This window comes from Aminobacter sp. DSM 101952 (assembly GCF_001424795.1).
GTDB classification, from domain to species: Bacteria; Pseudomonadota; Alphaproteobacteria; order Rhizobiales; family Rhizobiaceae; genus Aminobacter; species Aminobacter aganoensis.
Genome location: NZ_LMCL01000012.1, coordinates 315000 through 327948, shown reverse-complemented (window position 1 = coordinate 327948; position 12949 = coordinate 315000). Strand labels below are relative to the sequence as shown.

Genomic DNA, 12949 nt, shown 5'->3' with positions numbered 1-12949 from the left:
CCAGCGTGGCGCCGGGTTATTTCATGCCGGAGGTGACGAGGCCGCGGACGTAGTAGCGCTGCAGCACGATCGACAGGATGACGAGCGGTATCGTCACGGCGGTCGCGGCGGCAAACAGCGGACCATCCATCGGCGAGTTGGGGATCGACTTGAGGTTGGCGATGGCCACCTGGGCGATCTGCTTGTTGGGATCCTGCATGATGACGAGCGGCCAGAGATAGGCGTTCCACGACCAGATGAACTGGATCAGCACCAGCGTCGCCAGGGTGGGGCGCACGTTGGGCAGGGCGATGGAAAAGAAGATGCGCAACGGGCTGGCGCCATCCAGCCGGGCGGCCTCTTCCATCTCGACCGGGATGTCGCGGAAGGCCTGGCGCATCAGGAAGATGCCGAAGGGGTTGCAGGCGAAGGGCAGGAACAGTGCCGGATAGGTGGAAACCAGCCCGAGCCAGTGCATGATCCGGTAGAGCGGCACGATGATCGCCTCGACCGGCACGAACGCCGTCAGCAAAAGCAACCCGAACACGACATCGCGGAACGGAAAGTTGAGGCGGGCGAACGCATAGCCGGCGAGCGACGAGGTGATCACTGCGACGCTGACCTGGCCGCAAGCGGCGATCAGCGTGTTGAGCAGGTTGCGCTGAAAATTCAGCTCGCTGAACAGGTAGACGTAGTTTTCAAACGTCGCCTTGAGCGGCACGAAGGACGACCACGACAGCGGATAGGTTCCGGTGATGATGTCGTCGGTCGACTTGAGCGACGACATGGCCGCCCACAGGATCGGAAAGGCGAACACCGCGCCGACCACGGCAAGCAGCAGGATGCTGGCGCCATGGTGCAGGAAGGCGGCACGGCGCGCGGTGCGGTCGATGCCATTTTCAGCCTGCAGGGTCAGGGAGGATGCGGTCATGGCCTATTTCTCCTGCTGTCCGCGCAACAGGTAGCTTTGCGCGAGCGTGACGATGGCAAGAACCGCGAGCATGCAGACGACGCTTGCAGATGCCGTGCCCTGGGACTGGAACTCGAAGCCCTGGAGGTAGGAGTAGAGCGCCAGGTTGGTCGTCGTTCCCTGGGGGCCGCCCTGGGTCATGATCAGGATCGGGGTAAACATGCGCGTGGCGGTGATCGTCACCATGAACAGCGCCACGACGATGCTGGGGCGCAGCTGCGGCAAGGTGATCTTGCGGAAAATCTGCCAGTCGTTGGCACCGTCGAGCTGGGCCGCCTCGTGCAGTTCGCGCGGAATGGCCTGGAGCCCGGCGAGGAAGATCAGCAACGGCAGGCCGACGTCCTTCCAAACCGTCATGACGACGATCGACACCAGCGCCTGGCTGCCGCCGGTGAGGAAGGGTTGCGTTGGTATGCTGGCAGCGTGGAGGATGGCGTTGAACAGGCCACTGCTGGGCTCGTACATCTGGTTCCAGATGAGCGCGGTCACCGCCTCGGATGCGGCGAGCGCACCGATCACCGCATTGCGGGCCCAGGTCGTTCCGGGCAGGCGCCGGTCGAGCAGCACCGCGAGCAGCAGTGCCAGCGGGATGGTCAGCGCCAGCATCAGGACGATGTAAAGGAAGGTGTTGAGCAGCGCATAGCGGAAGGCCGGATCGGCGAAGATGTCGGAATAGTTGCCCAAGCCGACCCAGCCTGTCGACGACTGGTCGAACGGACTGAACGATTGCAGGCTGTTCAAGACAGCGGTGATCAGCGGAAGATACTGGAACAGGGCGAGCGCAACGACCGCCGGCAGGATCATCGCCGGGCCAAGGATCATGTTGCTGTTCTGGCCGGTCCACTGCCGCTTCTTGCGCACAGGTGCCGTCGTCGATCGCATGGAATTCTCCTCCGCTTGCTCAGGCGACATCTCGCGACGGCCCGTGGGCCGCCGCGTCAGGCGTGATGGCCTTCCGGTCAGCGCCGGTACTTGGCCAGCAGGCGGTCGATCTTGGCGGCCGTGTCGGGCAGGACCTTTGCCGGATCGGCCCCGAGGGCGATGTCCTTCACCGCCGGGTTCATGGCGTTGAAGTAGTCGAAGTAACCGGGGCTGCGCGGCACGCTGTAGGAAGCGTCGGACAGGGCCTGGGCCATCTTGAACGGCTGCTCCGTGGCGAACACGCTCATCTGCTCGCGCAGCGAGGTGCGCGACGGCATCGACCCCCAGGTCTTGTGGAAGGCGAGCCGGTTCTTGTCGTTGCAGAGATAGGACAGCAGCGCGACGGCTTCTGCGGGGTGCTGGGACTTGGACCAGACCAGCGGTGCATCCGAGCCGTTGCCGTTGAAGACGATGTTGCCCTTTGGTGGCAGAGACACGCCCCACTTGAACGGGGGTTCCTTGCCAGGCACGCGGAAGCGGTTGGTGAAGTTGAGGCCGCCGAAATAGGTCGCGGCGAGCCCGCCGGGATACTGGTTCGGAACGGGGCCGAGCGGGGTCAGGCCCTTGGCGAACAGGCTCTGATAGAACTGCATGCCCTTGATCGCCTCGGGTGTGTCGATGTGGCCGGAGACGGTAAAGCCGTCGTCGCTGATGCCCATCAATGTCTTGTAGGCGGCCGAATCCTTGGCCGCGTTCGGATCGCCCTGGGAGCGGATCCAGATGCTTTCGAGCTGGCTGTAGTTGGCTCCCGGGCCGCCATTGCCCTGGCCGGCGGCCGCAAGTGCCCAGGACTGATTGTCGCCGGCTTCCTTGAGCTTGGCGTTCATCTCGACCAGATTGGCGACGAGCTCCTCGTCGGTCCAGCCGCCGTCGAGGCCGGTGACCTCGGGCGGGGTCTGCATCTTGACCTTCTGGAACAGGTCGCGATTGAAATAGAGCATCATCACGCTGGTTTCCCAGGGCACCGAATAGAGGTTGCCACCGGAGGATGCCGCCGCGCGCAGGTTGGCCGGAATGTCGTTGATGTAGTCGGCGCTGAAATAGTCCTGTACCGGCAGGGCGACGTTGCCGGCGTGGTAGGCGTCGGTGAAATCGGTGCGGCCCATCATGATATCGGGCGCATCCCCCGATGCGATGTAGACCAGCAGCTTCTTTTGCAGATCGCCGTAAGGCACCTTCTCCTCGACGATCGAAATGTTGGGATAGGCCGCCTTGAATTCGGCATAGGCGGCTTCGAGCAGTGCGTTGACGTCGGGCGTGAAGTCCTGGCGCATGAAGCGCAGCGTCACCGGTTCGCTGGTCAATTCGGGGCCGGCATACCCGCCGAGGTCGAGCTTGTAGCTGCCTTGGGCACTGGCGCTGCCGACCAAGCCCCGGGATGCGATGGCTCCCGTGAGTGCGGCTCCTGCCATGCCTGCCAGAACAGTGCGTCGAGATACCTTGCCCTGATTTTCGAGATCTTTTTGCACGGCCATGTTTCCTCCTCATGCCTGCTTGATTGACGCAATGCGGCAGCCTTCGGCTCCCCGGGCGAATGCCCAGGCCGGCAAAGAAACCGCTCCTCACTCCCAACGTCATGCACCCGAATGCCCGCTTCCATCCGATCTTGGATGTTAGAGGATTGGATACAGATACAGAAACGAGCGTGAACCGCTGCAGGGATATGCTGGCTTGCTGTCGAGGCGAGAAACCGGCCGAAAAAGCTAAGTTTTCTCACCGGGAGCCTACAGGTGTAGGATCGTCCAGGCTGTTCAGTTTGTTTCTGTCAGCGCAGACTTGCATCTATTGGATACATAATCAACATGTTTTTGATACAAGATTGTACACAAAAATGCGTGGGCCAAGACGGCAGCCTGGGTGGTGCTGCCTGCCGCAGGCCCTGGCATGGCGAAGCGAGATTTGATCGTGGCAATTGGCCCGGGCGATTGAGCGGTCGGCGCGGCCGAGGTCATGCGCGCTGCCATTGTCGCGGCGCGGATTTGCAGGTCGTTGGAAGGTCGCCTCGACGGCAGAGGCATGCTGGCGCATGCCAATGTCAGGGCATACGGAGCGATCCAAGCTCGCAGCGCCTCCCGGAGCCGGCGGGTTTATCCCTATGCGGCATGGCAGGCGACGTTGGCGCCGCTGGCCGAGCGTTTCAGTTCGGGCCGCTCCCTGCTGCAGATGTCCATCGCCAACGGGCAGCGCGGATGGAAGGTACAGCCGCTCGGCGGATTGAGCGGGCTCGGGATATCGCCACCCAATGGCGCGCGGTCGCGTTTCGGCGCTTCCAGGTCAGGCACGGTTTCGAGCAACAGCCTGGTGTAGGGATGCTGGGGATTGTCGAGGATGAGTTCGCCCGGTCCTTCCTCGACCAGCCGGCCGAGATACATCACGCCGATGCGGTCGGTGAGGAAGCGCACGACCGACAGATTGTGGCTGATGAACAGGTAGGTCAGCCCCAGCCGCTGCTGGAGGTCCTTGAGCAGGTTCAGCACCTGTGCCTGCACCGACACGTCGAGCGCCGAGGTCGGCTCGTCGAGCAGCAGCAATTCGGCTTCGGCGGCAAGCGCGCGGGCGATCGAGATGCGCTGGCGCTGGCCTCCGGAAAACTCGTGCGGATATTTGTCAGCGTCGCTGGGTGCCAGGCCGACGGTGACCAGCAATTCGCCGATGCGGTTGCGGCGCTCGGCGCGGTCGAGCTTCTTTGCCATCGGTTCGGCGATGCTCTGGCCGATGCGCCAACGCGGGTTGAGGCTGCCGACCGGATCCTGGAACACCATCTGCAGGCGGACGCGCTCGCCGCTGGCCTTGCTAATGTCGACCGATCCGCGGGTGGGTTTTTCCAGCCCGGCAACGAGGCGTGCCACCGTCGACTTGCCGCAACCGGACTCGCCGACCAGCGAAAAGGTCGTGCCGGGACTGATCGCGAAGCTGACGCCGTCCACAGCCTTGACGCTGCGCCGCGGCGCACGGGTCACCAGCCGTTGCAGGAAGGGCGCCGAGACGTCGAAGGTGCGGCCAAGATTGGCGACCTTGAGCAAGGGTTGTTCGGTGACGATTGCGTTCATGCCCCGGCCCCGTCGATCCACTTGCCGTCCCTTGCGACGACAAGGCCGCGCTTGACGACAAGCGCGCGCTTCGGCCGGTCGACGACGATCTGGGCGAGGTTCTCGCCTTCGATCAGGACCAGGCTGCCGTCGCACCCGATCTCCAGCCCGTGGCCGTCGAGATCGAGCAGGTCGGCGCCGCGCCTGGTGCCCATGTCGAGGGCTGCGGTGAGCTCGGCATCGGTGCGGCAGTTGCTGCGCCAGGACAGCAGCCAGCAGCGTTCGAGCATGTCGCCATTGCCGTGCGGGTTCCAGGTGTCGCGCAGCGAGTCGGACGCGACCGCACAGCGGACGCCATATTCGGCGAGCTCGAACATCGGCGGGAAGGGGATGTCGCCGGGTACTGCAGAGATGATGCCGATGCCAGCCTCGGCGAGCAGGTCCATGGTGCGGGCAAGCTCGTCGCGCGATGCGGTGCCCAGGCAGAAGGCATGGCTGACGATGACCTTGTCCTGCATCCCGAGCGCCTTGGCGCGCTCGGCGATGAGGCCCAGCTCGTAGAGCCCGAGTTCGCCGCGTTCGTGCAGGTGGATGTCGATCTTGGCCTGCTTGCGATGGGCGATGTTGAAAATGGTATCGAGATGGCCCTTGGCATCGCCATCGACACTGGCCGGGTCGATGCCGCCGATGATAGAGGCGCCCTCGTCGAGGGCGGCTTCCATCAACTCGGCGGTGCCGGGTTCGATCAGCATGCCGAGCTGCGGGAAGGCGACGATCTCGAGGTCGACCGCATGTTTCGTCTTCTCCCAAGCGGCAAGCACGCCATGAAGATTGTCGAGCTTGTATTCGGGCGAGATGTCGACATGGCTGCGGATGTGGGTCGAGCCATTGGCGACGCACTGGCGCATCAGATTGCCGGCGCGCTCGGCGACCGACCAGGGCAGCGTGCGGCGGATCTCGACCTCGTTGTCGATCATCGCGCGCAAGGAGTCCGGCACGTTGATGCCGTGCCAGGGCAGGCCCCACAGGATCTTGTCGAGATGGACATGCGCCTCGACGAAGGGAGCGATGGCGATCGCGCCTTTGCCGTCGACGACCTTGACGCCATCGTGCGGCTTGATGTCGGGGCCGATGGCCGAGATCAGGCCGTTTTCGATCAGGATGCTGGCCGGGGCGCCGGCGTCGGGACGAACATTGGTGAGCAGGAGATCGTTCATGATGCGGGTCTCAGCGGAGGCGGGGGTTGAGGACGTCGCGCAGCCAGTCGCCGACGATGTTGACGGCCAGCACCAGAAGGACAAGTGCGGCACCGGGGAACAGCGCGATCCACCATTCGCCCGACAGAAGCAAGTCGTTGCCGGCGCGGATCAGCGTGCCCAATGAGGGCTGCGACGGCGGCATGCCGAGGCCGAGGAAGGACAGGATCGCCTCGGTGAGGATGGCGACGCCAAGGCCCAGCGTGGCGAGGACCAGCACCGGGCCGATGGTGTTGGGCAGGATATGGGCCAGCAGGATGCGGAAGCCACCGACCTCGCTGATGCGGGCAGCCGCAACATAGTCCTTGCGGCGCTCGATCATGGTGGCGGCGCGCACGGTGCGGGCGAACTGCACCCAGTCGGCAACGCCGATCGCCAGGATGACGACGTAGAAGCGCATCTCCTCGCGCATGCCGATGGGCATGACGATCTTGGCGACGCCGTCGATGAAGAAGGCGATCATGATCGTCGGGAAGCTCAGCTGGATGTCGCCGAGGCGCATGATGATGGTGTCGACCCAGCCGCCTAGATAACCGGCGATCAGGCCGAGGGCGACGCCGATGGTCATCGAGAATGCAACGGCGGCGATGCCGACGAGGATCGACACGCGCATGCCGTAGAAGATGGTGGAAAGGATGTCGCGGCCCTGCTCGTCGGTGCCGAGCAGATAGGTCGAGGAGCCGCCGTTGATCCACGCCGGCGGCAGGCGCGCATCCATGATGTTGAGCGTTGCCGGGTCGAACGGATTGTGCGGGGCAATCAGGTTGGCGGCGGCGGCGCAAAAGACCAGCGTCACCAGCACGACGGTGGCGAAGATGACCGGCGGCGAGGTCCTGAATCGCCAGGCCAGTTCGCTGTTGCCGATTGCTTTCAGTCGGAGGACAAACTGGCTCATTTTGCACGCAACCTTGGATCGACGGCGAGATAGATCAAGTCGACGATCAGGTTGATCGTGACAAAGCTGAAGCCAACGAAGGCGAGATAGGCCGCCATCACCGGGAAGTCGGCGAACTCGATCGCCTGGAGAATGAGCATGCCCATGCCCGGCCATTGGAACACCGCCTCGACGACGATGGCGAAGGCAATCAGCGAGCCAATCTGCAGGCCGGTGATGGTGATGACCGGAAGCAGGCTGTTGCGCAGGGCATGCGTCAGGTAGACGGCGCGGTCGGAAAGGCCGCGTGCGCGGGCGAACTTGACGAAATCCGTCCGCACCACCTCCAGCATCTCGCCGCGCACCAGCCGCATGATCATCGACACCTGGAACACGGCGAGCGTGATGGTCGGCATGATCAGCGCCTTGATGCCGGAAGCGGTGAGCAGGCCGGTCGTCCACCAGCCGAGCGTGACCACTTCACCGCGGCCGAATGCCGACAGCCAGCGCAGCTCGACCGAGAAGACGAGGATCAGCAGCATGCCGATCAGGAACTGCGGCATCGAGATGCCGAGCAGCGAACCGAACTGCAGCGTGCGGCTGACGAGGCCGCGCGGCCGGAGCGCGGTGTAGACGCCCATCGGAATGCCGACGGCAAGGGCGATGATCGTGGCGCACAGGACCAGCTCCAGCGTCGCCGGCAGGCGGGCGAGGATCAGGTCGACCACGGGTTGGCGGTTGCGGTAGGAAACGCCGAAATCACCGACCACCGCACGTTCGACGAAACGCCAGAACTGGACGAATGTCGACTGGTCGAGACCCAGGGCGACACGCAGCTCCTCGCGCTGGGCAAGCGTGGCGTTGACGCCGAGGATGTTGTTCACCGGGTCGCCGAGGAAGTTGAAGATGGAGAATGAAAGCGCGGACACGACCAGCATCACGAGGACAACGCTGGTCAGTCGCGTGGCGAGCAAGGAAATCATCTCAGCCTCTGAAATAGAGAGAGGCCGGGCGCCAGGCGCCCAGCCTCCGATCAATCGTCAGTCCATCGTGTAGTACCAGAACCGCGTATACTCGTCGGCCGGCACGATGGCATGGACCTTGTCGGTCATGCCCCAGGTCAGGAACTGCTGGTGCAGCATGATCTTGCCGACCTCGTCGCGGTGCAGCTTCATGACTTCCGAGATCATCTCCTGGCGCTTTTCGGCATCGTATTCGGTGCCGATCTGCGGGATCAGTTCGTCGACCCGAGCGTTGGAATAGCCCTTCGGATTCCAGGCGCCGAGATCGCCGGTGGGCGTATGGAATGTCGCCGAGATGATGTTGTAGGCATCGAGCGTCGGCAGGCCGGCCCAGCCAAGCATGTAGAAGGAATACTTGCCAGCCGGCAGCTCGGTATCGAACTGCACGGGGGGGTGCATCGTCAGCTGCGCCTTGATGCCGACCTTGGCCAGCATGCCGACGGTTGCCTGGCAGATCTGCTCGTCATTGATGAATGAGCCGGCCGGGCAATCCATCGGCAAGGTGAAGCCGTCGGCGTAACCTGCCTCCTTGAGCAGCGCCTTCGAAGCCTCGATGTCATAAGGGAAGCGGACGTCGAGGCTGGCATCGTAGAACGGCAGTTCCGGCGCCATCATGATCGCCGAGGGACGGCTGTTGTCGCGCATGATCGAACGCTTGATGCCCTCGACGTCGATGGCCTGGTAGATCGCCTTGCGGACGCGCACGTCGGCGAGCGGATTGGAATCGAGGCCAGGCAGGGTCTTGGACAACTGGTCCATGCCGTAGAAGATGTTGCGCAGGTGCGGGGCGCGCATCACCTTCATGCCGGCGGTTGCCTCGATGCGCGCGACGTCCTGCGGCGGCGCGTTGCGGATGAAGTCGACCTCGCCCGAAAGCAGGGCTGCCACGCGCGTCGCATTGTTGGCGATCGGCGTGTAGACGATCTCGTCGATGTTGTGCTCGCGCTTGTCCCACCACTTTTCGTTGGCGGCAAAGACGGTCTTCACGTCGGGCTCGCGGCTGGCAACCTTGAACGGCCCGGTGCCGACGCCCTGGGTGATCATCGCGCCACCGGTGTTGGTCGACAGGTCGAGCGGCTTCTGGGCGCCGATCGATTCCTGGAACTCCTTGTCGAGGATGTACCATCCGGCAAAGTCGTTGAGCAGCAAGGCGTATTTGCGCTTCAGCGTCATGTCGACCGTGTGGTCGTCGACCTTGACCACCCCGGCGATGGGCTCGAGCAGGCCGGCGAAGGGCGAGCCGGGCGACCCGGCACGCTCGAAGGAGAAGATCACGTCGTCGGCGGTGAACGGGTTGCCGTTGTGGAATTCAACACCCTTGCGCAGATGGAAGCGCCATTTGGTGTCGGACAGGGTCTCCCAGCTTTCGGCAAGGGCCGGCTCGATCTTCAGTTCCTTGTTCCAGCGGACGAGGCCTTCGTAAACGTTGCCGATCAGGCTGAGCGTGAAATCCTCGCGCGCCGCGTGAGGGTCCATCGAGCTGATTTCCTGCGATTCAGCGAACCGCAGCGTCTTGGCGTCAGCCGCGTTGACGGCCAGGCCGGCGCACGAGGCGAGAAGTAGCAGTTTCAGGTAGTTTTTCATCGGCTGTTCCCACGCAGTTCTTGTTTGTTGGCTTTTTGTTTTCTCGTTCAGGCGTCGGCTGGCCGAGGACGCGGCGTCGAGCGTGCCGAAACGCGCGGCATCCATCGGGTGCTTGAGGTGGCTCAACAGTGCTGCGTGGCCGGCGTGACAAGATCGAAGCCGCGATCCTCTCATCCCCCGAGGGTCGGGGAATGCCCATTTTCGATCCGTTCTGATCTCGATCGCTTGTCACTGGAACCCAGCCTGTTGAGAGCCGACAGGAAGGATGATTTCACATTGAATACGCTTCGTCTACAGGCTTGTATGCGCAGATATGCATCAATTGTATACACAAATGCCCGGAAAACAGGCAGGCAGAACAATTGCCGTTTTGGCAGGCGCGAATTGCCTAACTCTCTGCACCTGCCGGCGATGCGGTTTCGGTCAGAGTTGGGTGCCGCCCTGGTGGATGAAGCAGGCAGCGGATGTGCCGCCGGCGTCCGCCAGGTGCGGAAGCTCCGACCGGCAGCGCGTGCCGGCCTTGGGGCAACGCGGGTTGAAGGCGCAGCCGTCGGGCCAGCTGCCAAGGCGCGGCATCGAGCCGTCGATCTGGGCAAGGCGCACTGCCTTGCTGTTGAGCGAGGGGATCGAGGCCATCAGCCCGGCCGTGTAGGGGTGGCTTGGACGGTGGATGACCTCGTCGACGGGCCCGATCTCGACGACGCGGCCGGCATACATCACAGCCACCCGGTCCGCGGTTTCGGCGATGACGCCCATGTCGTGGGTGACCAGCATGATCGCCGTGCCGCGCGTTGCCGCGAGCCGCTTCAGGAGCCCGATGATCTGGGCCTGAACCGAGACGTCCAGGGCGGTCGTGGGCTCGTCGGCGATGATCAGCTCCGGCTCGCCAGCCAGCGCCAAGGCGATGACGATGCGCTGGCGCATGCCGCCGGAAAACTGGTGCGGATACTGGTTGAAACGGTTCTCCGGATCGGCGATGCCGACTTCGCGCAAGAGTTGCAGCGCCTTCGCGCGTGCCGTCTCGGCATTGCCGGGATGGTGCGCGCGGATGGTTTCGGTAAGCTGGCGGCCGACGGTGAAGAGAGGGTCGAGGCTGGTCAGTGGATCCTGGAAGATCGCGCCGATGTGACGGCCGCGCAGCTTGCGCTGCTCGGCCTGCGGCAGGTCGTCGATGCGCTGACCGGAGAGATGAACGGTGCCGCCCACAATGCGGCCCGGCGGTTGCAGCAGTCCGATCAGGGCGCTTCCGGTCAGCGACTTGCCGGCGCCGGACTCGCCCACCACACCGAGGATTTCGCCCTTGCCGATGCTGAACGAGACGTCATCGACGGCAACGAGCGCGCGCTGGCGCAAGGGAAATTCGATGCGGAGATTGTGTACATCCAGTACGGGCAGGATCTGCGCCGCCGTTCCGGTCTCGACAACGTGAACAGGCATCATCGCACCGCTTTTGCTTGAGGGATTGTGCTGGCGGAAAAGGCGTGTTCCAAGCGAGCAACGTACAGGATAGAATACATCTCAGCCCTCCCTATGCCGCTTCACCAGGATCGTGACATGTTACGCGAGCCCCGCGCCTTGAAATCCGCAGTCCCGCCGAGCCCCGACAAGACCAGGAAGCGTGGCGGCCCGACCGACGAGCACATCCACGGCGAGATCTATTCGGCGATCATCAACCACCAGATCAGGCCGGCAACGGCATTGCAGGAGGACGCGCTGGCGACCGCCTTCGGCGTCAGCCGCACGATCATCCGCAAGGTGCTGCAGCGGCTGTCGCACGAAAAGCTCGTCGACCTGATCCCCAACAAGGGCGCCTTTGTTTCCAAGCCCTCGATCGAGGAGGCGCGGCAGGTGTTCGAGGCGCGGCGCGGGGTCGAATGCATCCTCACCGAAAAGCTCGCCTCGACGATCACCAGGGAAGACGTCGATCGGCTGACGGCCATGGTGAGCGCCGAGGCGGAGGCAGGCGAGCAAGACAGCAAGCAAAGGCGGCTGCAGCTCTCCGGGGATTTTCATCGTGAACTCGCCTCGCTTGCCGGAAACGAGGTGCTGCGCGACTTCGTCCACGAACTGGTGTCGCGGACGTCGCTGATCATCGCCTTGTATGAGTCGCCGGGCGCGGTGCCCTGTTCATATAGCGAGCACAAGGAAATCGTGGACGCGCTGAAGCGGCGGGACGGCAAGAAAGCTGCGCAGTACATGGACCACCACCTCCGTCATATCGAGGCTCAGATCGACCTTGCCGATCACCCCGTTCGCGTCGACTTCAAGACGCTGTTCAAGCCGGTCGGCTAACTCACCTTGCGTGCCGCCAGCCCGTCGGCAAGCCGCGTGTCGGGCGCATAGCCGGCGAGCTTGCCGCGATAGGTCTTGGGCAGCGGATAGGCGAGGTCGCCGCGCTTCGATGTCTTCAGGCCCATGCCGACGACCGCCTCGGCAAACTTGACCGCCGCGACGACGCCGTCGATCACGGGCACCTGCAACCTGTCCTCGAGGAATTTCGCCAGGTCGGCCATGCCGGCGCAGCCCAGGACAATGGCTTCCGAGCGGTCCTCGGCGAGCGCCCTTTCGCATTCGGCGAGGATGATCGCGCGGGCGTTCGATTCCGGTTTTTCGAGTTCGAGCACCGGCACATCGGTGGCGCGCACCCGGCGGCAATGGTTCTGCATGCCGTAGTTGCGCACGAGGTGCTCGGCGATGATGCGGGTGCGCTCGAGCGTCGTCACGACCGAAAAGCCGGTGGCGACGAAGGTCGCGGCATGCATCGCCGCCTCGGCGATGCCAAACACCGGCGCTCCGGTGAGTTCGCGCGCTGCAAGCAGACCCGGATCGCCGAAGCAGGCGACGACGTAGGCATCGGCGGCCGGTCCATCCATGATCTCGTCGACGAGGCCGATGATGCTCATCGCCTCATCGTAGTGACCCTCGATCGATGCGGCGCCGGATCGCGACGTCACCGCCAGGATCTCTGTCCCCGGTGCCGCCACCGCCCGCGCCGCATCGCCGATGAGATCGGTCATCGACTGGGTCGTGTTCGGATTGATGAGCTTGATCCTCATGCGATCCTCTGAGCCGGCGGGCACGTGGAAGCGCGGGCCAATCCCGCGTGCTTCAAAATTGTATACTATTAGATATTCGTATTGGATATAATTTGTGGTTGTCAACACGGCTTGTGACGAAATCCAGCGGCTGCTGCAGCGGGTGAGGCATAGCTTGGCGCGATTTGGCGGAACACGGGCGCTCGCGTCCCACGCAAGGCGGCAGATAAGTCCAAGATTTTGATAGGTTTATGGCTTGCGGAGAGGCCGGTTGGGAAT

Annotated in this window: 11 protein-coding genes; 1 reads left to right on the top strand and 10 read right to left on the bottom strand. The window is 63.7% G+C overall.

The features are described 5' to 3' along the window. Positions 1-16: 16 nt before the first annotated feature. The 9 genes from ASC75_RS11690 to ASC75_RS11650 form a co-directional block, all read right to left on the bottom strand. Positions 17-910, bottom strand: coding sequence for a carbohydrate ABC transporter permease (locus ASC75_RS11690; protein WP_055974858.1), 894 nt, complete (start codon positions 908-910; stop codon positions 17-19). A gap of 3 nt (positions 911-913) precedes the next feature. Then, on the bottom strand, positions 914-1831 hold the full coding sequence (locus ASC75_RS11685) for a sugar ABC transporter permease (RefSeq protein ID WP_162244916.1): 918 nt from the start codon (positions 1829-1831) through the stop codon (positions 914-916). Between the two features lie 77 nt (positions 1832-1908). After that, on the bottom strand, positions 1909-3345 hold the full coding sequence (locus ASC75_RS11680; protein ID WP_082496523.1) for an extracellular solute-binding protein: 1437 nt from the start codon (positions 3343-3345) through the stop codon (positions 1909-1911). A 618-nt stretch (positions 3346-3963) separates the two neighbouring features. Beyond that, the gene (locus ASC75_RS11675; RefSeq protein WP_055974849.1) at positions 3964-4920 is read right to left on the bottom strand and encodes an oligopeptide/dipeptide ABC transporter ATP-binding protein; all 957 of its coding nucleotides are present in this window, start codon (positions 4918-4920) and stop codon (positions 3964-3966) included. After that, the gene (locus tag ASC75_RS11670; RefSeq protein ID WP_055974846.1) at positions 4917-6116 is read right to left on the bottom strand and encodes an amidohydrolase family protein; all 1200 of its coding nucleotides are present in this window, start codon (positions 6114-6116) and stop codon (positions 4917-4919) included. The genes ASC75_RS11675 and ASC75_RS11670 overlap by 4 nt, the downstream gene beginning before the upstream one ends. Positions 6117-6126: 10 nt before the next feature. Then, positions 6127-7050, bottom strand: a complete 924-nt coding sequence (locus ASC75_RS11665; RefSeq protein ID WP_055974845.1) for an ABC transporter permease — start codon at positions 7048-7050, stop codon at positions 6127-6129. After that, positions 7047-8012, bottom strand: coding sequence for an ABC transporter permease (locus ASC75_RS11660; RefSeq protein ID WP_055974841.1), 966 nt, complete (start codon positions 8010-8012; stop codon positions 7047-7049). Before ASC75_RS11660 ends, ASC75_RS11665 begins: the two co-directional genes overlap by 4 nt. A gap of 57 nt (positions 8013-8069) precedes the next feature. Then, positions 8070-9635 carry an ABC transporter substrate-binding protein gene (locus ASC75_RS11655; protein ID WP_055974837.1) on the bottom strand — a complete coding sequence of 522 codons (1566 nt, stop codon included), beginning with the start codon at positions 9633-9635 and terminating at the stop codon, positions 8070-8072. Between the two features lie 423 nt (positions 9636-10058). Then, the gene (locus tag ASC75_RS11650) at positions 10059-11072 is read right to left on the bottom strand and encodes an ABC transporter ATP-binding protein (RefSeq protein WP_184117377.1); all 1014 of its coding nucleotides are present in this window, start codon (positions 11070-11072) and stop codon (positions 10059-10061) included. A 138-nt stretch (positions 11073-11210) separates the two neighbouring features. Here ASC75_RS11650 and ASC75_RS11645 point away from each other — a divergent pair, with 138 nt between their 5' ends. Further along, a complete protein-coding gene (locus ASC75_RS11645; RefSeq protein WP_055974836.1) occupies positions 11211-11927 on the top strand; it encodes a GntR family transcriptional regulator in 717 nt (238 codons plus the stop codon). On the opposite strand, the gene ASC75_RS11640 is transcribed toward ASC75_RS11645, so the two are convergent. Further along, positions 11924-12691, bottom strand: coding sequence for an aspartate/glutamate racemase family protein (locus ASC75_RS11640; RefSeq protein ID WP_055974832.1), 768 nt, complete (start codon positions 12689-12691; stop codon positions 11924-11926). The two genes, ASC75_RS11645 and ASC75_RS11640, sit on opposite strands and share 4 nt — an antisense overlap. Positions 12692-12949 lie beyond the last annotated feature (258 nt).

Coding starts and splice junctions, on each gene's coding strand:
- ASC75_RS11665 (WP_055974845.1), bottom strand. CDS start 7,050: ATGAGCCAGTTTGTCCTCCGACTGAAAGCAATCGGCAACAGCGAACTG.
- ASC75_RS11690 (WP_055974858.1), bottom strand. CDS start 910: ATGACCGCATCCTCCCTGACCCTGCAGGCTGAAAATGGCATCGACCGC.
- ASC75_RS11680 (WP_082496523.1), bottom strand. CDS start 3,345: ATGGCCGTGCAAAAAGATCTCGAAAATCAGGGCAAGGTATCTCGACGC.
- ASC75_RS11640 (WP_055974832.1), bottom strand. CDS start 12,691: ATGAGGATCAAGCTCATCAATCCGAACACGACCCAGTCGATGACCGAT.
- ASC75_RS11685 (WP_162244916.1), bottom strand. CDS start 1,831: ATGCGATCGACGACGGCACCTGTGCGCAAGAAGCGGCAGTGGACCGGC.
- ASC75_RS11650 (WP_184117377.1), bottom strand. CDS start 11,072: ATGCCTGTTCACGTTGTCGAGACCGGAACGGCGGCGCAGATCCTGCCC.
- ASC75_RS11675 (WP_055974849.1), bottom strand. CDS start 4,920: ATGAACGCAATCGTCACCGAACAACCCTTGCTCAAGGTCGCCAATCTT.
- ASC75_RS11655 (WP_055974837.1), bottom strand. CDS start 9,635: ATGAAAAACTACCTGAAACTGCTACTTCTCGCCTCGTGCGCCGGCCTG.
- ASC75_RS11670 (WP_055974846.1), bottom strand. CDS start 6,116: ATGAACGATCTCCTGCTCACCAATGTTCGTCCCGACGCCGGCGCCCCG.
- ASC75_RS11660 (WP_055974841.1), bottom strand. CDS start 8,012: ATGATTTCCTTGCTCGCCACGCGACTGACCAGCGTTGTCCTCGTGATG.